The sequence below is a fragment of the Streptomyces sp. NPDC059371 genome (assembly GCF_042751995.1).
GTDB lineage: Bacteria > Actinomycetota > Actinomycetes > Streptomycetales > Streptomycetaceae > Streptomyces.
Window position 1 is genome coordinate 128,963 of the sequence record NZ_JBHYXD010000012.1, and the last position, 19,800, is coordinate 148,762.

The 19,800-nt window shown below is 71.2% G+C and carries 7 protein-coding genes; 3 read left to right on the forward strand and 4 right to left on the reverse strand.

Annotated elements, in window-relative coordinates:
- Nucleotides 1–149: 149 nt before the first annotated feature.
- From ACFXGX_RS10265 to ACFXGX_RS10280, 4 genes are all read right to left on the reverse strand, one after another.
- Nucleotides 150–1,151 carry a nucleotidyl transferase AbiEii/AbiGii toxin family protein gene (locus tag ACFXGX_RS10265; RefSeq protein ID WP_384787554.1) on the reverse strand — a complete coding sequence of 334 codons (1,002 nt, stop codon included), beginning with the start codon at nt 1,149–1,151 and terminating at the stop codon, nt 150–152.
- A complete protein-coding gene (locus ACFXGX_RS10270) occupies nt 1,148–1,771 on the reverse strand; it encodes a hypothetical protein (protein ID WP_384787556.1) in 624 nt (207 codons plus the stop codon). The genes ACFXGX_RS10265 and ACFXGX_RS10270 overlap by 4 nt, the downstream gene beginning before the upstream one ends.
- Nucleotides 1,772–1,829: 58 nt before the next feature.
- Nucleotides 1,830–2,264 carry a hypothetical protein gene (locus ACFXGX_RS10275; protein WP_384787559.1) on the reverse strand — a complete coding sequence of 145 codons (435 nt, stop codon included), beginning with the start codon at nt 2,262–2,264 and terminating at the stop codon, nt 1,830–1,832.
- Nucleotides 2,265–2,846: 582 nt separating this feature from the next.
- Entirely contained in the window at nt 2,847–4,016 is a 1,170-nt protein-coding gene (locus ACFXGX_RS10280) for an acyl-CoA dehydrogenase family protein (protein WP_384787592.1), read from the reverse strand.
- Between the two features lie 1,933 nt (nt 4,017–5,949).
- Between ACFXGX_RS10280 and ACFXGX_RS10285 the strand changes: the two genes are divergently transcribed.
- The 3 genes from ACFXGX_RS10285 to ACFXGX_RS10295 form a co-directional block, all read left to right on the forward strand.
- Nucleotides 5,950–6,258: a DUF5132 domain-containing protein gene (locus tag ACFXGX_RS10285; protein ID WP_384787562.1), complete on the forward strand. Its 309-nt coding sequence runs from the start codon at nt 5,950–5,952 to the stop codon at nt 6,256–6,258.
- A 217-nt stretch (nt 6,259–6,475) separates the two neighbouring features.
- On the forward strand, nt 6,476–8,773 hold the full coding sequence (locus ACFXGX_RS10290; RefSeq protein ID WP_384787565.1) for an ATP-binding cassette domain-containing protein: 2,298 nt from the start codon (nt 6,476–6,478) through the stop codon (nt 8,771–8,773).
- A 119-nt stretch (nt 8,774–8,892) separates the two neighbouring features.
- The coding region (locus ACFXGX_RS10295) for an amino acid adenylation domain-containing protein (protein WP_384787568.1) at nt 8,893–19,800 on the forward strand (10,908 nt) is incomplete at its 3' end.

The window sequence follows — 19,800 nt, forward strand, 5'->3', positions numbered from 1 at the left end:
CGACCGCGGCAAAACAACACTATACTGCTCCGCCGGCCCCCCAAGACGCGGCGCCCGGGCCCCGGCCGGGCCGGCCGCCCGCCGCCCCCCGGCGCAGGCCTGTCGTTCTCGGGCTGTGCCGTGAGCGTTCAGGCCCGCGGTGATCAGCGTCAGTCGGGGAGGCGCGCTGGAAACGTCGTCGTCAAAGCCCGCAGCAGCCGGTCCGCGTACTCCCGCTCGGCATCCCTGAACTGTGGATACTCGGTGACGAAGTGGTTCCATTCCACATACCCGACGGCCTCGACCACGTCCTCGTACAGGATCATCTCGCGGTGCGGATACGGCCATTCGCCTGACAGCCGAAACGCCTCGTGCAGCAGCTCGTACCGGAGTGGATAGCGCTCGGCCAGCAGCACCGCGTCGTACAGATCCTTGCCCTGCCCGTGCATGTCATTGACCAGCCACATCAACTTCCAGGCGAGTGACAGCTCAGGCGTGGCCGCCTGTACGAGCGTGCCGCCCGGCAGTTCGGCCCGCCGGGGCGCTTCGGGCAGCCGCTCGTTGAACACGAAGTCGAGCTGGACGTGGCCGCCGGGCAGACCGGGCGAGACCCATGGCAGCACCATGCGGCGGCCTGGTACCCGGTCATAGGTCCAGATGTCCTCGACCACCGCTCCTCGCGCCGAGATGTCCACCTCGTCTCCGCACGCCTCGGCCAGCGTCTGCGCCGCCGCGGCGATCCCGTGCAGCATCCGGTGCGTACGGCCGTCGTCGATCTGCCAGGTCTCAGGAACGACGACGAAGTCCAGGTCCCCGGGTTCGCGGGCGGCGCCCGGGAACCACACGGACAACAGCACACTGCCCCTCAGCACCAGCGCGTCCACCCACTGCGACGCGGCGATCGCGTCCAGGACCAGATGCAGGGCCCGGCGCCGGGCCGCCCGCCACGCATTGCCCCGTGCCGGATCCCCGAACCGCGGGTCGGTCGCGCGATAGGCGTTCTGGTGGTGCTTCAGCGACGGGTCGAACACGGGTCGCTGCACCACCTCGTCGCCCGGCACCCACTGCATGGTCTTCGGCAGGTCCTCGGCTACACGAGTGGCCTCGTCCAACGGTTCCCGGGGCAACTCGGCGCTCCGCCGGCCCAGCCTCTTCCACGCCGCCCCGCTCATGTCCGTACCCCCACAGGTTCCTCGATCCAACCGTCGTCCACGGACAGGTCACTGTCATAGAGCACGAACTCCCGCTCCACGCCCAGCACCACGAGGCCGCCGAGCTCCCTCAGCAACCGCTCCAGTGCCAGCCCTGCCCCATCGGCACCCACCTCGCGGCACCGCTGTGTCACGAACCGCTCGTGCCGCGCGCCGGCCCGCACACGCGAGGCGTTCCACGACAGATGGGCGCCATGAGGCATCACGCGGGCCGCGATCGAGGTCAGGTCCGTGTCCGCGGCGAGCAGCAGTTTCACATGGTGCTCGAAGTACCGTTCGTCGTCTCCACCGAGACGATCCGGTACCTCCGCGGCCCACGGCGTGCACTCGGTCTTCACCCGTACCGGATCGAAACCGTCCGTACGAAGCCTCGCCACCACATCCCGCACCCGCTCGGCCTCCTCACCGTACGACGAGGAACCGGACAGGGTGAGCATCGGCTGCTCGGGCATCCTGCCGCGAGCCAGCACGATGTGCGTCAGCTTCAGCCCACCCAAGGCCGCCCAGCGCTGTAGACGCACCGACTCGTCGGGGTCGGCACAACGGACCGTCACATGAGATTCGTACAGGGAAGCGGACACCTGCGGATCCTGCCAGAGCACGGCCGTTCACGCCCATTCGATTTCCAGTGGCCGTTCCCTACAAGGACATGCCGCAGTACAGGCGTCGTCCCGGCGCGGCGTCGCGGGCGAGTTCGCCGAGGCGTTCGAGGAAGTCGGCCATGAGCTCCGGGTCCGCCCTGCCACCGTCCTCGGTGTGGGTCCAAGCGGTGGCGGCTTCCAGCAGGTGCTCCGGGGTGGCCGCCGCGAGGGCGTCACGGAGGGAGTCCGTGAGGGAGACGAGCCAGGGCCCTTCGTCCGCAGGGTCGTTGAGCAGTGCGCAGAAGCGCGGGTCGGCTTGCACTTGCTCCTCGGACATTCCTGTCAGGTGGGCCTCGACGGTTCCGAGGATCATGTAGGGGTCAGCCCCTTTGAGGCCGAGCGTGCCGAACGGGTCGTCCATGCCGTCGTCTTGGAACAGCGTGAGGGCCTGCGTGTCGTCGGTGGCCGCGTAGTAGTCGTAGATGTTTCCCATGGCTGGATCGTGCCAACCTGACGCGGCGTCGTTCAAGGGATCCGTCGATCGGATCGGTGACTCGTCAACACGCGTGACACGCAGCATGCCTGGGCCGGACGGGGGCAGGGGGCAATCGCGTTGGGTAGGGCGGCCGGGCGGCATGGCTGCGGCTCCCGTCGTTGGGCGGTGGCGACATCGTCGGGGAAGGGCGTCACGGGGACGCAACACGGCCTCCGCCTCACGGAAGGAGCAGCGCGAGCCCGGCTGGGAAGGGCAAACCCTGCCTCAAGGGCGCCCACGGCGAGGCCGTAAACGCCGCTGCCCGCACGGACGCCTTCCTCGGCGCCCGCTACCGGCGCATCGTCAAATGCCGAGGCCATGCCGAAGCTCTGGTCGCCGTCGCCCGCTCGATACCCGATATCGCCTGGCACCTGATCAACGACCCGGACGCCTCCTGTCAGGAGCTCGGTGCCGATGGGCGCCGTTGCCAGCTCGACCTCGCCCGCAAAACCCGCGCGCCGGCTCCAGGCTCCCGGCCACCACGATGCTGCCGCCTGTCCTCCCGCACATCGATTTTCCGATCAGCTTCAGAGCCAACCCTCAAGGGGCCAGGGTGAGGTCACCATTGTTGGACCTGGCGAGCGACCGCCCGATGACCATGCGCTGAATCTGGTTCGTGCCTTCGAAGATCTGAGTCAACTTGGCCTCACGCATGTACCGTTCGACCGGGAACTCGCGCGTGTAGCCGACCCCGCCGAGGACCTGCACCGCATCAGTGGTGACACGCATCGCGTTGTCGGTCGCGACGAGCTTCGCGACCGACGCCTCACGGCTGAACGGCAGTCCCGCGTCCTTCAACCGGGCGGCATGGAGGGTCGCAGCACGCGCTGAAAAGACCGCGGCCTCCATATCGGCGAGCAGGAACGCGACTCCCTGGTGGTCGATGATGCGTGATCCGAACGTCTCCCGGTCGCGTGCATAGGCGATCGCGTGGTCGAGAGCGCCCTGGGCGAGACCGACCGCGACGGCCGCGATACCGAGACGGCCGGAATCCAGGCTCGCGAGAGCGATACGCAGGCCGCCGCCCTCGGCACCGATAAGCCGCTCGACCGGGACACGGACGTCCCGGAGGACCATGGTCGCCGTCGTGGACCCGGTCAGGCCCATCTTCCGTTCGGGTGCGTCAGCGGTGAGGCCCTCGGTGTCAGCGGGGATCATGAAGCACGAGATACCCGTGCGGTCCTCCGAGGTGCGGGCCATGACCTTGTAGTAGTCCGCGTGGCCGCCGTGGGTCGTCCAGGCCTTCGCACCGTTCAGGACGTAGTGATCGCCGTCCAGACGGGCCCGGGTCCGCAGCGCGGCCGGGTCCGAGCCGGCGTGCGGCTCCGAGAGACAGTAGGCACCCAGCAGCTCGCCACCGAGCATCGCGGGCAGCCACTCCCGCTTCTGCTCCTCGCTGCCCATCGTCGCCAGGCCGAAACACGACAGCACGTGCACGGAGACACCTACGCCGACCGAAGCCCACACGGACGCGATCTCTTCGACAACCTGCAGGTACACCTCGTAGGACAGGCCGCTGCCGCCGTACGCCTCGGAGTACGGCAAACCGAGCAGGCCGACGCGCCCGAGGAGCCTGAACACGTCACGAGGGAATGCCTCGTTCGCCTCATCGGCATCCGCTCGCGACGCGAGTTCATCGGCCGCCAGCTTCCGGACCAGCGTGATGAGGTCAAGGGACTCATCGTTCGGTAACAGACGACGCGCGCTCATGGCACCTTCCAGCTGTCGGGGCGAAACATCGTTCGGAGACATCTGCGGGCCAAGGCACCGCAAGTCGCTCTTCATGGACAGACATCGAAACGCTTGGGGAAGGCTGGCCGCCGCGTGGGTCTCGGTGGTGGCGCGGGTGGTGTCCTCAACCCGGACGGGAGCATGTTCACGCCGGTGGCGTCACAGGTGAGCACCAGCAGCTCGGCGACGTTGATACGAGTTGCCGGGTACGCGCAGGTTCGGCGCCGGCGAGCGGTACACGACCCGAGAGATGTCCACGTGCACGACGGTGCTGGCCAACTGCCCGACGTGCCCACGCTCCGCGCGCGTGCGCACCCGGCCGTCCACGCCGGTCACATTCCCGGTGGCGCTGCGGCGGCACGGATATCGAGCCGGTCCTACACCAGCACCCGCCCCGCGAACGTGACGTAGTCCTCGTGAAGGCGTCGGCGGGGCTCGGACACGTAAGGTGCCACCAGGTCTTCTTCCTGGCGTGGTCAGACAGATCAGCCCGGCCGACGAGGAGAAGACCGTCCTCTTGCCGCACGTTCACCCGCTCGCCGCGACCATGCCACGCGTCACGGTGAACAACCCGCCCGGAGTCCGCATCGTCAGCTTCGCCGCAACGGCCTTCTTCAACCGGTGTCGGATCACTTCCAACCGGCGGGGCACCACCTTCGGACCAAGACACTCCACTACCTGCCGACAACACACCGGACCGGCATACCGGGCCAGTACCGCAAGCAGATGTTCCAGAGCCTGGGGGTCCGGCGGATGTCCACCCCGGAGGGGGGTCGGGGACCATGGCAGTGGAGCCGGTACGGGATACCGGCACCGGCTCGATTCGCGGCAGTTCACCGACGACTTCGCGCGCCGTTGAGATATGGGCCGGCTCCTGCTCACACATCACCGGCCGGACTGTTACCCGTTCAGCCTCGGCCCCAAGCCGTTCCGCTTTGCTGTGACAGGCGGCCTCCTGCTCACGAAGCAGCCGCAGCACCTCATCACAGCTCATCCGACCCACCTCTCACGCCAGTTGATCAACCAGCTACCGCAACGAGACGGGCATCACACCGGACACGGGCGACCCCGCTAACCTCACCCAACGGGGACGCGCGCCCGAGGTGAAGAACGTCCCCGGTCGGCCCGACACCGGCAAGATGGATGCGGTCCGGCTGCTCAATCCGCCGTGTCCGGCGGCGACGTTCGCCGAGCAGGTCGAGGGGCCGGCCGGCCCGCAGCATCCGGTGGTATCTGATCGTCAAGGTCGTGGAGGCTCACACCGACGTCGTTCAGGTGGTTCTGTATGCCGAGCGGTGGCTCAAGGCGCGCTGCAACTGCCCGGCGGCACCTTGCGGGAGCGGGAGCGGGAGCGGGATCGGGGGACTCCTCAAGGTTTCGCCGTCTCGCCGGTGCCGACAGACCCGAGTGACCGGACGGCGGCCTCGACCGGGTTCAGGTCGGGCGTGTACGGCGGCGGCCGGACCGCGGTGAGTGCCGGGTCCGGGACGTGCGGGCCTTCCACGGGGCGGTGCTGGGAGGAGAAGCGCTGTCATTTCCCGCCCTGCGCCGGAGGGGCGGCGTGCGAACTCGGCAGTCACCATGAAGCAGCTCACCGGTAATAGGCAAATCGGAAAAGCACTTTGCTCGGTGAGTATGCCTAATGCAATTCGTGGCGGTCGGAACAGGGATGGCACTCGCATGAGTGAAACCCGCCGAGACCGTTTGGCCTCGACAGTCATGACTAGGCTACGGTGATCGACAAGCGGACGGTTTACCTCATCGGCAAGGAATTCAACCCGGCGGGGAGTCCGGCACGGGATATCGAGAATTCCGTACATGGGTGCTTCCGCTTTCCCCGCTGTGCGTGCTTCCGGAGTGCGCAGCGCCCTGGGTCCCCTGTCATACATCTGTGCAGAGAAGTTGGAGCATCATGCCGCCCGTCGTTCCGCCGTTCCTGATCGGTCTCATCGTCGCGCCCCTGGCCAAGCGTGTCCTCAAGCCGCTGATGCGCGGTGTCGTCACGACGTCCGTCGGTCTTGTCATGGAGGTGAAGAAAGCGGCCCAAGAGGCCGGAGAGAACATCCACGACCTCGCGGTAGAGGTGGCTGCCGAGATGGTGGCGGCACAGATCGCCTCCGGCGACGACCAACGGCCCACCGCGAGTGAAGCCTCGACCGGCGAGAAGGACGAGGCCAGGACTCCGAAGATCCGCGCGACCGTCGGCGCCGCGAAGGCGTAGCGACGCCTTGATGCCCGCCCGCCGCCTGGGCGCGTCTTCCTGACGACCACGGAAGACGGGTCCTCACGGCGGTCTGCGGTCGGCCGTGGGCCTTTCGGCCGCCCCTCTTCACTCCCTCTCGGACTTTCCGCTCCGTCGCGGTGATCCGCCGTGCGCCGAATTCCACCGCGCCCGTTGACGGATTATCCGTGACCTCTGCAAACAGGTGATTGCACGCATGTCATCGCTACTGGGTGCCGCAGCCGGATTCCGGTCCGCGGAATGGGATGTGAACCCGCGCTCGGTCACTCCGGGCCGTCAGCGTTGGGACGTCAGGCTGGTGCTCGGACGGCCACGGACGGCCGAGTTCCTCGCCGCCGCGCTGCGCCGCATTCCCGGGATCACCGAGGCCCGGGCCAACCCGGTCACCGGCGGGGTGCTCGTCCGGCACGATGCACGGCTGCGCGCCACGGACGTCGGCCGGATCGTCCGCAGAGCCGTCACCCTGGTCGCGGAGGATCCGACCGGAGCGGGACGTCCGGCACCTGCCCGACCCGTCGCCGCACCGGCCCCGCAGGCGGACCGCGGCCTGGTCGTGCGACCGGTGCTCGCCGTCGGCGGCGGGGTCGCGGCCGGGATCGCGCTGATCAAGGGGTCGGCGCCGAGCAGACAACTGGTGGCAGTGGGCGGGGTGGCCGTGGCGACCGCGGCTGTTCTCCGGAAGGTCTGGCGCGGAACGGTCGACGCATCCCAGGAAGTGGTTGGGCCCGGCGTCGAACGCCACCCCCTGGTGGAGATCGTCGGACCGCACCGACGCCGTCTCTATGGGGCCGTTGCCCTGTCCGTCGCCTGCCAGGTCTCGGAGATGGCGCTCGGTACCTTCCTCGGCTGGACCGGACTGGTCCTCATCAAGGGGCAGGCAGCTCCGCTGATCCGCCTCGGCCTGACCACCGCATCCGCCCAACTCTTCGGGCTGGCGGGGTTGATGACCGCAGCCTGTGCCGCCGTGGGGGGCCTCTCGTACGCATCGAACCTCCAGTGGCGCCGGCTCGGCCAGGACATCGAGCACGACTGGCGCAACCGGACGTACGCCCATGTGCAGCACCTCGAACTACGGCACCTGGAAGGCGAGCGGACCACCCGGATCGCCGGCGCGCTCACCGACGACGTCCGTCAGCTGGGCACCTTCTTCGCCACCTCGGCCAACGACCTGCTGCAACTCGGCACCAGTCTGGCCCTCCTGGTGCCGCTGTTCCTGTTGCTGGCACCACAGATCGCCTGGATCGCGTTCCTGCCCATCCCGGTCATCGCCTGGCTGTCGTTCCACTACCAGGACAAAGTCGCGGCCGACTACACCGTCTCCGGCGAGTACCGGGCCAGGCTGCACAGCCAGTTGGTGAACACGCTGGAGGCCGGTGCCACCGTCAAGAGCTTCTGCACCGAGGATTACGAGGCCGAGCGCATCGACCGGCTGAGCGGGGAGGTCCAGGACAGCAGTCGGCGGACCGACCGGAGCACGATCCGCCACGCCGAGATCGTCCGGGTCTGCACGACCGGCTCGATGGCCGGAACCCTGCTGATCGGCGGCCGGGCGGTGCTCGACGGCAGCCTGCCGTTCGAGGTGTTCAGCCCGCTCATCGGGCTGCCCCAGATGGTGTTGCTGCGGATGAACCGGCTCGGCGGCATCGTCGACCAGTACCAGCGCACGCTCGTCGCCTACGACCGGGTCCGGCGGCTGCAAGTCCTCCCCCTCGAGGCGGACGGCGACGGCGGAGCGCTCGACGTCGAAAAGGTGCGCGGCGAGATCGTCCTCGACGACGTGACCTTCGCCTATCCCGACCGGCCGCCGGTCCTGGAGGGGCTCTCGCTGGCCATTCCCGCCGGGCAGGTCACCGCCCTCGTCGGTGCCACCGGCTCCGGCAAGACGACCGTCGCCAAGCTGCTGATGCGCTTCCTGGAAACGGAGTCGGGCAGCGTGCTGCTCGACGGGCGGGATGTCCGCGACCTGCCGAGACAGGGTCTGCGTCACGCGATCGGGTTCGTCGCGCAGGACCCCTTCCTCTTCGACGGCACCATCGCCGACAACATCCGCTACGGCAGCTTCGGCGCCTCGGACGAGGCCGTGGTCGAGGCGGCCAGGATGGCCGAGGCCCACACCTTCGTCGCGACACTGCCGGACGGCTACGACACGGTGATCGGTGAACGAGGCGCAGCCCTCTCGGGCGGCCAGAAGCAGCGGATCGCGCTGGCGCGCACGATCCTCAAAGACGCGCCGGTGGTGATCCTCGACGAGGCCACCTCCGCCGTGGACAACGAGACCGAGGCCGCCATCCAGCGCACGCTCCGCGTCTTCGCGGCCGACCGGACCATGGTCGTCATCGCCCACCGGCTCTCCACGGTCCGCCACGCCGACCGGATCTACGTCATGGACACGGGCGGAGTGGTGGCCGAGCAAGGCACCCACGACGAACTCCTCGCCCTGCACGGACTGTACGCGTCCCTCTGGCAGCTCCAGGCCGGAGAACTCGTCGCCTGACCCCACCAGCCGCGCCACCGGCCGCCCACCCCTGACGTCACCGCGGCTGGTGGGCCCCGGCGCGCCCTGTCCCCACCCTCCCCCCCCCACATCTGTCCCACCCCCGGAGGTATCCCCCCATGCCCCGTCTCGACGGTGACTCCCTTCCTCTGACAGCGGCCCAGCGCGAGATCTGGCTCGCCGAGCAGCGTTCCCGGACGCCGATTCCGGGCTACCGCGTCGGCGAGTGCCTGGAGATCCACGGTCCGGTGGACCGGGAGCTGTTCGAGACCGCGCTGCGCCGGGTGGTCGACGAGGTCGACGCCCTGCACGTGACCTTCGTCGACGACGGTGACGGCCCGCTCCAGGTCCTCCGGGAGAGCTGGGACTGGACTCCGGCCCACCTCGACCTCAGCGGGGAGCCCGACCCCCGGGCGGTGGCCCTGGAATGGATGGAGCGGGACCTGCTGCGCCCGCTGGACCTCGCCCGTGACCCGCTGTTCGGCCACGCGCTGATCAAGGCGTCGCCGACGGAATACCTCTGGTACCTGAACTACCACCATGTGGTGCTGGACGCGATCAGCAGCTCCATGCTCCGGCAGCGGGTCGGCGAGGTGTACTCGGCACTGGCCGAGGGCGGCGCCGTGCCGACCTGCCCGTTCGGCTCGCTGCGGGACCTGGTCGAGAGCGACGCCGCCTACCGCGCTTCCCCCGACTTCGCCGCCGACCGCGCCTACTGGACCGAGCGCTTCGCCGACCTGCCCGCCCCGACCCGGCTCACCGACGCCTCCGCGACCGACCCGCACCGCGCCCTCCGGCTGGCCGAAGAGCGGGAACTGCGCCGTCCGGACGCCCTGCGGGCGGCGGCGGGACGCTGCGGCGTCCGGTGGTCCCGGCTGGTGGTCGCGGCGACGGCGCTCTACGCCCACCGGCTGACCGGGAACCAGGACGTGGTGCTCGCCCTGCCCGTCACCGCCCGTCGGGGCGCCGACCGCGACCTGACGGCGGTGCCGGGCACGACGTCCAACGTGGTGCCGCTGCGGCTGACGGTGCGGCCGGACATGCCGTGGCGCGAACTCGTCGCCCAGACGGCGCGGGAGGTCGAGACGGCCGTCGCGCACGAGCGCTACCGCAGCGAGGACCTGCTGCGGGACCTCGGGGCTCCCGGCAGCATCGGGACGGCGTTCCCGCTGATCGTCAACATCATGGCCTTCAACTCCAGGCCGAGCTTCGCCGGGCACGCGGCTTCCGTGCACCACTTCGTGTCCGGGTCGACCACCGACCTCGCCGTCTGGGTCTTCGACTACCGGGACGGCAACCCGCCGCTGCTCCGGCTGCACGGCTCGCCGGAGGCGTACGGCTCCGACGACCTCGCCGACCACCAGCAGCGGCTGCTCGCGCTGCTGGACTCCCTCGCGGACTGCGACCAGGACGAGCCGGTGGGGCGGATCGAACTGCTCACGGCCGAGGAGCGCCGCGAGCTGGAGGTGCTCGGCGCCGGGCCCGTGGCGCCGACCCCGGCCGCGACCTTGCCGGAGCTGTTCCGGGAGCATGTCCGGGCGACTCCGGAGCTGGTCGCGCTGGTGTGCGGCGACGTCTCACTGACGTACGTGGAGTTGGACGCGCGGGCGAACCGGCTGGCGCACGCGCTGATCGCGCGGGGTGCGGGGCCGGAGCGGCTGGTGGCGGTGGCGCTACCGCGCTCGGCGGAGCTGGTGGTGGCGATCCTCGCGGTGCTGAAGACCGGCGCGGCGTACGTCCCGGTCGATCCGGAGTACCCGGCCGCCCGGATCGCGTACATGCTCGACGACGCGCGGCCGACGCTGGTGGTCACCGACTCCCGCAGCGGGGACCGCCTGCCGGACAGCGGTTCTGTCGACCGGCTGGTGCTCGACGCCCCGGAGACGGCCGCCCTGGTGGCGGGTTACCCGGCGGCCGACCCGTTGGTGGCCGTCGACCCGGGTCACCCGGCGTACGTCATCTACACCTCCGGTTCCACCGGCAGGCCCAAGGGCGTGCTGCCGATCCATGGATGCCTGCTCGACCTGCTCACCGACCTCCGGCAGGTGCACTTCGCGCCGGTGCTGAAGGAGCGGCAGCGGCTGCGGGTGGCGCTGACCACCTCGGTGTCCTTCGACGCCTCCCTGAACCAGCTGCTCGCCCTGTTCGGGGGCCACGAGCTGCACGTCCTGGAGCACGCGACCTGGACCGACCCCGACGCCTTCGTCGGTTACGCGGCGCGTCGCGGGCTGGACTACATCGAAGCCACCCCTTCCTACCTCCAAGTCCTCGTCTCTCACGGACTGTTGAGTGACCCACGGTGGCGCCCGGCACTGGTCGCGGCGGGCGGCGAGGCCGTCCCGGAGCGGCTGTGGGAGCAGCTGCGGGCAGCGGAGGGCGTGTCCTGCCTCAACCTCTACGGACCGTCCGAATGCACCGTCAACTCGGTGGTCGCGCAGGTGGGTTCGAGCGCACGCCCGGTGATCGGCCGGCCCGTCACCAACGCCCGGCTGTACGTGCTCGACGGCGCCCTGCGGTCGCTGCCGACCGGTGCGACGGGTGAGCTGTACATCGCGGGCCCGGGGCTGGCCCGAGGCTATCGGAACCGGCCGGGGCTGACCGCGGGATGGTTCGTGGCGGACCCGTTCGGGTCGGCCGGTACGAGGATGTACCGCACCGGTGACCTGGTGCGCTGGAACGCGGCCGGGAACCTGGAGTTTGACGGCCGCACCGACGACCAGGTCAATATCCGCGGCGTCCGCATCGAGCTCGGCGAGATCGAGGCCGTCCTCGCCGAGCACCCGCAGGTCGCCCGGGCCGCCGTGGTGGTGCGCACCGAGGAGGAACCCCGGCTGGTCGCCTACGCGGTGCCCGAGCCCGGTGCCACCGTGACCGACACCGCCCTGCGCGACCATCTGCGGGACCGGCTGCCCCGGCAGATGATGCCGGCCGCGTACGTGCTGCTGGACGGGCTGCCGCTGACCCCGAACGGCAAGCTCGACCGGCAGGCCCTCCCGGCGCCCGGGCGACAGCCCGCCGCGCCGGGCCGCGCACCGCGCACCGCGACCGAGCACCTGCTCGCCGGGCTCTTCGCCGAGGTGCTCGGGGTGGCCGAGCCAGGCCTCGACGACAGCTTCTTCGACCTCGGCGGGCACTCCCTGCTGGCCACCCGACTGGTCGCCCGGGCCCGCTCGATCCTCGGCGTGGAGCTGCGGCTCGGCGACCTGTTCGACGCGCCGACGGTCGCGGAACTGGCGGCGGCGGTGGACGTCGCGGGCCGGGCGCGGCCGGCTCTGCGGCGGTGTGAGCGGCCCGTGGGGGCACCCCCGGCCGAAGGCCAGGGGGAGGTTCCGCTGTCCTTCGCGCAGCGCCGGCTGTGGTTCCTGCACCGCATGGAGGGCCCGAGCGCCACGTACAACATCCCGTTGGCGCTGCGGCTGTCCGGGAACCTGGACCAGCGGGCCCTGGAAGTCGCCCTGGCGGACGTGGTCGAACGGCACGAGAGCCTGCGCACCGTCTTCCCGGTGCTCGACGGCGTGCCGTACCAGCGGGTGCTGGACCTCGACGCGGCCCGGCCGCGGCTGCGGGTGACCGAAGTGGGCGAGCGTGGCCTGCCGGAGCGGCTGGCGGAGGCGGCCCGGCACGGCTTCGAGCTCTCCGAGGAGTCGCCGCTGCGCGCCGAACTGTTCCGGCTCGGAGCCGAGGAGCACGTGCTGCTCCTGGTTGTGCACCACATCGCCGGTGACGGCTGGTCGACGGGGCCGCTCCTGCGGGATCTGACGACCGCCTACGCGGCCCGTGCCGAGGGGGCTAAGCCGGAGTGGTCGCCGCTGCCGGTCCAGTACGCCGACTACACCCTCTGGCAGCGGGAACTGCTGGGCGACGGCGCGGACCCGGACAGTCTGCTGAGCAGCCAACTCACCTACTGGCGGGTGCAGTTGGCGGATCTTCCCGAGCAGATCGAGCTGCCGTTCGACCGGCCCCGGCCGACGGCGATGTCCTACCGGGGCGCCCACCTGCCGGTGCGGATCGACGCCGAGCTGCACCAGGGCCTGCGCGCGCTCGCCCGGGACGGCGGGGCCAGCCTCTTCATGGTGCTCCAGGCCGGGCTGGCCGCCCTGCTGGGCAAGCTGGGGGCGGGCACCGACGTACCCGTGGGCACGCCGATCGCCGGACGCACCGACGAGGCGGCGGACGATCTGGTCGGCTTCTTCGTCAACACCCTGGTACTGCGCACCGACCTCTCCGGCGACCCGTCGTTCACCGAACTGCTGGGCCGGGTGCGGGCCGACGCGCTGGCCGCGTACGCGCATCAGGACGTGCCTTTCGAGCACCTGGTGGAGGCGTTGAACCCGGCTCGGTCGCTGGCGCACCACCCGCTGTTCCAGACCATGCTCGCCCTGCAGAACGCGCCGCTGGGCACGTTCGACCTGCCCCGGCTGCGGGTGGCGACCGACCTGGTCCACACCGGGACGGCCAAGTGCGACCTGACCTTCATCGTGTCCGAACAGCCCGGTGAGGACGGCCTGTCGGGCGTGGTGGAGTACAGCACCGACCTGTTCGACGAGGTCACCGTGACAGGGATCGTCGAGCGGTGGCTGCGGCTGCTGCGCACCGTCGTCGCCGACCCCGGCCGGCGGATCGGACAGGTGGACGTGCTGTCCGCCGACGAGCTCAGCGCGCTGCTTCCGGCGCGTACCGACCGGAGCGAGGCGCCATCGGACAGCAGCCTGACCGCGCTGTTCGAGCGACAGGTACGGGTGAACCCGGCCGCCGTCGCCCTCACCGACGGCGAAGTCACCCTGACGTACGGCGAGTTGAACGCCCGCGCGAACCGGCTCGCGCACGCCCTGATCGACCGGGGGGTGGGCCCGGAGCAGCTGGTGGCACTGGCCCTGCCGCGCTCGGCGGAGCAGGTCGTGGCGGTGCTCGCCGTGCTGAAGGCGGGCGGCGCCTATCTCCCGGTGGATCCGGAGTACCCGGCCGCCCGGATCGCCTACCTGCTCCGGGACGCCCGGCCCGCGCTCCTCGTGACCACGAGCCGGACCGGCGACCTGCCGGGCATGGACGCAGTGGACCGGCTGCTGCTGGACGCCGCCGACCTGGACGGGCTGCCGGACACCGACCCGGAGATCTCCCTCGACCCGGGCCACCTCGCCTACGTCATCTACACCTCCGGGTCCACCGGCAACCCCAAGGGCGTGGTGGTCACGCACCGGAACGTGGTGCGGCTGTTCGACACCACCCGGGAGCTCTTCGAATTCTCCGCCGAGGACGTCTGGACCCTCTTCCACTCCTACGCCTTCGACTTCTCGGTGTGGGAGCTGTGGGGCCCGCTGCTGCACGGCGGCCGTCTGGTGGTCGTGGACCACGAGACCAGCCGCTCGCCCGGCCGCTTCCTGGACCTCCTCGCCCGCGAACGGGTGACCGTTCTCAACCAGACGCCGTCCGCGTTCTACCAGCTGATGCAGGCGGACGCGGAAGTCCCGGAGACGAGCCGTTCACTCGCGCTGCGCACGGTGGTGTTCGGCGGTGAGGCGCTGGAGCACGCCCGGCTGGCGAGCTGGTACGAGCGGCACCCGGACGACGCGCCGCTGCTGGTCAACATGTACGGCATCACCGAGACCACGGTGCACGTCACGTACGCGGCGCTCGACCGGTCCGGCGGCGCCGCCGGCCAGATCGGCACGGCCGTTCCGGACCTGCGGGCGTACGTGCTGGACGCCCATCTGCGGCCGGTGGCCCCGGGCGTGCCCGGCGAGCTGTACGTCGCGGGCGCCGGACTGGCGCGCGGCTACCTGAACCGGCCCGGCCTGACCGCCGGGCGCTTCGTGGCCGACCCGTTCGGACCGCCGGGATCGCGGATGTACCGCAGCGGCGACGTGGTGCGCCGCGCGGAGGACAACAGCCTGCGCTACGTCGGCCGGGCCGACCAGCAGGTGAAGGTGCGCGGCTTCCGGATCGAGCTCGGCGAGATCGAGGCGGCGCTGGCCGCGAACCCCGGCGTCGCCCAGGTCGCAGTCCTGGCCAGGCAGGACCGGGCCGACGACACCCGGCTGGTCGCGTATTTGGTGCCGGCCGCGGGTACCGCACCGGGTCCGGCTGACCTGCGCGCGCATCTGAGCGAGCGGTTGCCGGAGCACATGGTGCCGTCGGCGTTCGTCGTGCTGGACGCGCTGCCGCTGACCGCCAACGGCAAGTTGGACCACCGGGCCCTGCCCGCCCCCGACCTCGCCCCGGCGGCCTCCCCCAGCCTCCGGCCGGGGGGACCCCCAACCCGCGCGCCGCGCACCTCGCAGGAGCAGATCCTCTGCGAGCTGTTCGCCGAGGTCCTGGGCGTGGCGTCGGCCGGCGTCGAGGACGGCTTCTTCGACCTGGGAGGGCACTCGCTGCTCGCCACCCGCCTGGCCGCCCGGATCCGCGCGACGCTCGGCGTGGAAATGCCGTTGCGCACCCTGTTCGAGGCGCCGACCCCGGCTGGCCTGGCCGCCGCCCTGGTGGCGGCCGGACCGGCACAGGCCGCCCTGGCACGGCGCGAGCGCCCCGAGGCGGTCCCGCTGTCGTTCGCGCAGCGGCGGCTGTGGTTCCTGCACCAGTTGGAGGGCGCGAGCGCGAGCTACCACATCTCCCTGGCCTGGCGGCTGTCCGGGGATCTGGACCGGCGGGCCCTGGAGGCCGCCGTGGCGGACGTGGTGGCCCGGCACGAGAGCCTGCGCACCGTCTTTCCGGCGGTGGACGGCATGCCGTACCAGCGGGTGCTGGACGTCGTGGCGGCCCGCCCGCGGCTGCTCGTGAGCCGGACCACCGAGGCCGGGCTGCCGGCCGCCATGGCGCGGGCGAAGGTCCGTCCGTTCGACCTGGCGGCCGATGTGCCCCTGCGTGTCGAGCTGTTCGAACTGGCAGCGGACGAGCACGTGTTCCAGGTGGTGCTCCACCACATCGCCGGCGACGGCTGGTCGCTGGGCCCGCTCGCACAGGGATTGACCGCCGCCTACACGGCGCGCTGCCGCGGCGAGGAGCCGCAGTGGGAGGAGCTGCCGGTCCAGTACGCCGACTACACCCTGTGGCAGCACGAGCTGCTCGGTGACGGGGCCGACGAGGACAGCCTGTTCGCCCGCCAGGCGGCCTACTGGACCCGGCAGCTGGCCGATCTGCCCGAGCAGCTTCAGCTGCCCGGTGACCGGCCCCGCCCGGCGGTCGCCTCGCACCGGGGCGGTTCCGTGCGTGCCGGGCTGGACGCCGAGCTGCACCGCGGGCTGCGCGAACTCGCCCGCGCCCACGGCACCAGTCTGTTCATGGTGCTCCAGGCCGGGCTGGCAGTGCTGCTGAGCAAGCTCGGCGCGGGCGACGACATCCCGGTCGGCAGCCCGGTCGCGGGTCGTACCGACCAGGCGCAGGACGAGCTGGTCGGCTACTTCGTCAACACCCTGGTGTTCCGTACTGACACCTCGGGCGATCCGACGTTCGCCGAGCTGCTGGGCCGGGTCCGGGACACCGCGCTGGCCGGGTACGCCCACCAGGACCTGCCGTTCGAATACCTGGTCGAGGCACTCAACCCGGTCCGGTCGCTGGCGCACCACCCGCTGTTCCAGGTCATGCTGGTGCTGCAGAACGCGCCCCGGGCCGAATTCGCGCCACCCGGGCTACGCGTCGGCGACGTGCCGTCGGCGTCGGCCACCGCCAAGCTCGACCTGATCTTCACGATGTCCGAGCGGCACGCGCAGGACGGCTCCCCGGAGGGGATCGACGGGTTCGTCGAGTACACCGGCGACCTGTACGACCCGGCCACCGTCGAGACGATGTTCGAGCGGTGGGTCCGGTTGCTCCGCGCCGCGGTCGCCGACCCGCGGCGGCGGCTCAGCCGGTTCGGCCTGCTCACCGCCGAGGAGCGCGGTGAGCTGACGGCGCTGGGTACCGGTCCGGTGGTCCAAGCCCCTGCCGAGAGCCTGCCGGAGCTGTTCCGGGCTCAGGTACGGGCGATTCCGGACGCGGTCGCGGTGGTGGGGCCGGACGCATCGTTGACGTATGCGGAGCTGGACGCGAGGGCGAACCGGTTGGCGCATGCGCTGATCGCGCGGGGCGCGGGGCCGGAGCGGCTGGTGGCGGTGGCCCTGCCGAGGTCGGCCGAGCTGGTGGTGGCGATCCTCGCCGTGCTCAAGACCGGAGCCGCGTACGTCCCGGTCGACCCGGAGTACCCGGCCGCCCGGATCGAATACATGCTCGACGACTCCCGGCCGGTCCTGATGGTGACCGACACCCGTACCCGGGGCCGGCTGCCGAAGACCGGTCCCGCCGGGTGGCTGGTGGCCGACACCGCGGAGACGGCCGCGCTGGTGGCGGGTTGCCCGGCGACGGACCCCGCGCCGGCCATCGATCGGAGCCACCCGGTCTGTGCCATCTACACCTCCGGTTCCACCGGACAGCCCAAGGCCGTGTTGACGACGCACGGCGGCCTGCTCAACCTGTTCGCTCAGCAGCGTCCGCTGCTGTTCGCGGAGCGTCCCAAGGGCCGGCTGCGGGTGGGACTGACCACGTCCGTGTCGTTCGACGCGTCCTGGGACCAGCTGTTCGGCCTGTTCGCGGGCCACGAGCTGCACGTCCTGGACGAAGCGACCTGGGCCGACCCGGACGCCTTCGTCGAGTACGCCGCGCGTTGCGGGCTGGACTACGTCGGCGCCACCCCCTCGTACCTGCAGGTGCTGGTCAAGCAGGGTCTGCTGGACGATCCTCGGTGGCGTCCCGCGATGGTCGCGGCGGGCGGGGAGGCCATCCCGGAGCAGCTGTGGGAGCGGCTGCGGGCGGCCGACGGGGTGTTCTGCCTGAACTTCTACGGGCCGTCCGAGTGCACGGTGAACTCGGTCATCGCGCCGCTGGAGTCGAGCCCGCGTCCGGTGATCGGCCGACCGGTCGGGGATGTCCGGCTGCATGTGCTCGACGGCACGCTGCAGCCGCTGCCCGTGGGTGTGCCGGGTGAGCTGTACATCGCCGGTGCGGGGCTGGCGCGCGGTTACCTGAACCGGCCGGGCCTGACCGCGGGACGGTTCGTGGCGGACCCGTTCGGTCCCAGCGGTTCGCGAATGTACCGCACCGGTGACCTGGTGCGGTGGGGTCCGGACGGGAACCTGGAGTTCCTCGGCCGCATCGACGACCAGGTCAAGGTCCGGGGATTCCGGATCGAGCTCGGCGAGATCGAGGCGGCACTGGCGGAACACCCGCAGGTCGCGCAGGCCGCCGTGACCGTCCGGCAGGACCGGGCGGGGGACACCCGCCTGGTCGCCTACCCGGTGCCCGTCACCGGAGCAGAGCTTCGGCCGGAGGACCTGCGGGCACACCTGCGCGAGCGGCTGCCCGACTACATGGTGCCCGCCGCGTTCGTCTCCCTCGACGTCCTGCCGCTGAACGCCAGCGGCAAGCTGGACCGGCGCGCCCTGCCCGAGCCCGAGTACGCGGCGTCGCGGGTCGGCCGGGCCCCGCACACTCCGCAGGAACAGGTACTGGCCGAGCTGTTCGCCGAGGTACTGAGTCTGCCTCAAGTCGGTGTCGACGACGACTTCTTCGACCTGGGCGGGCACTCCCTGCTCGCCACCCGGTTGGTGGCCCGGGTCCGCGCGGCCCTGGGCGTGGAACTGGCGCTGCGCACCCTGTTCCAGACCCCGACGGTGGCCGGGCTGGCCGCCGGGCTGGGCGGCGCGGACCGGGCCCGGCTCGCCCTGGGGCGGGCGGAGCGGCCCGAGCTCGTGCCACTGTCGTCCGCTCAGCGGAGGCTGTGGTTCCTGCGCCAGCTGGAGGGCGCCGACTCGGTCTACAACATGCCGCTCGCGTGGCGGCTCTCGGGGCCACTGGACCTGGCGGCCCTGGAGGCGGCGCTGGGCGATGTCGTCGACCGGCACGAAACCCTGCGCACGGTCTTCCCGGCCGCGGACGGCGTGCCCTACCAGCAGGTATTGGCCACCGCGGAGGCGCGCCCGAGGTTGTCGGTCACCACGGCCGACGAGACGGACCTGCCGGAACTGCTGACGGGGGCCGCGGCGCGCGGATTCGACCTCGCGGCCGAACCGCCGCTGCGCGCCGAGGTGTTCGAGGTCTCGGCGGACGAGCACGTGCTGCTCCTGGTGATGCACCACATCGCCGGTGACGGCTGGTCGCTGGGCCCGCTGGCCGCCGACCTGGCCACCGCGTACGCGGCACGCCGCCAGGGTGAGGAGCCGCGGTGGGCGCCACCGCCCGTGCAGTACGCCGACTACACCCTGTGGCAGCAGGAGCTGCTCGGCGACCCGGCCGACCAGGACAGCCTGTTCGCCCGTCAGCAGGCCTACTGGACCGAGCAGTTGGCCAACCTGCCGGAGCAGATCCGGCTCCCCGCCGACCGCCCTCGCCCCGCGGCCCCCTCCTGCTCCGGCGGCCACCTCGCGATCGAACTGGACGCCGAACTGCACGCCGGGCTGATCCGGCTGGGCCGGGAGCACGGTGCCAGCGTGTACATGGTGCTGCAGGCCGCCCTGGCATCGCTGCTGGACAAGCTCGGCGCGGGAGGGGACATTCCGGTCGGCAGTCTGATCGCGGGCCGGACCGACGAGGCCCTGGACGACCTCGTCGGATTCTTCGTCAACACCCTGGTGCTCCGCACGGACACCGGCGGCGACCCGACCTTCGCCGAGCTGCTCGGCCGCGTCCGCGAGGACGCGCTGGCCGCGTACGCACACCAGGACCTGCCGTTCGAGCACGTCGTCGAGGCCCTCAACCCGTCCCGGTCGCTCGCCCGTCAGCCGCTGTTCCAGGTGCTCCTCGCGCTGCAGAACGTGCCCCGCACCGACTTCGCGCTGGACGGTCTGGCCGCCGAGATCGTCCTGGTGCGGACGCCGACGGCGATGTTCGACCTCGGCTTCCACCTGCTGGAGCGCGGCGGCACCGGCGGGCCGGCCGAGGGCATCGTCGGGCGGGTCGAGTACAGCACCGACCTCTTCGACCCCGCCACGGTGGAGGTACTGGTCGCCCGGTGGCTGCGTCTGCTGGCGTCGGTGGTCGCCGAGCCGGACCGGCCGTTGAGC

Coding starts and splice junctions, on each gene's coding strand:
- ACFXGX_RS10285 (WP_384787562.1), top strand. CDS start 5,950: ATGCCGCCCGTCGTTCCGCCGTTCCTGATCGGTCTCATCGTCGCGCCC.
- ACFXGX_RS10275 (WP_384787559.1), bottom strand. CDS start 2,264: ATGGGAAACATCTACGACTACTACGCGGCCACCGACGACACGCAGGCC.
- ACFXGX_RS10265 (WP_384787554.1), bottom strand. CDS start 1,151: ATGAGCGGGGCGGCGTGGAAGAGGCTGGGCCGGCGGAGCGCCGAGTTG.
- ACFXGX_RS10280 (WP_384787592.1), bottom strand. CDS start 4,016: ATGAGCGCGCGTCGTCTGTTACCGAACGATGAGTCCCTTGACCTCATC.
- ACFXGX_RS10290 (WP_384787565.1), top strand. CDS start 6,476: ATGTCATCGCTACTGGGTGCCGCAGCCGGATTCCGGTCCGCGGAATGG.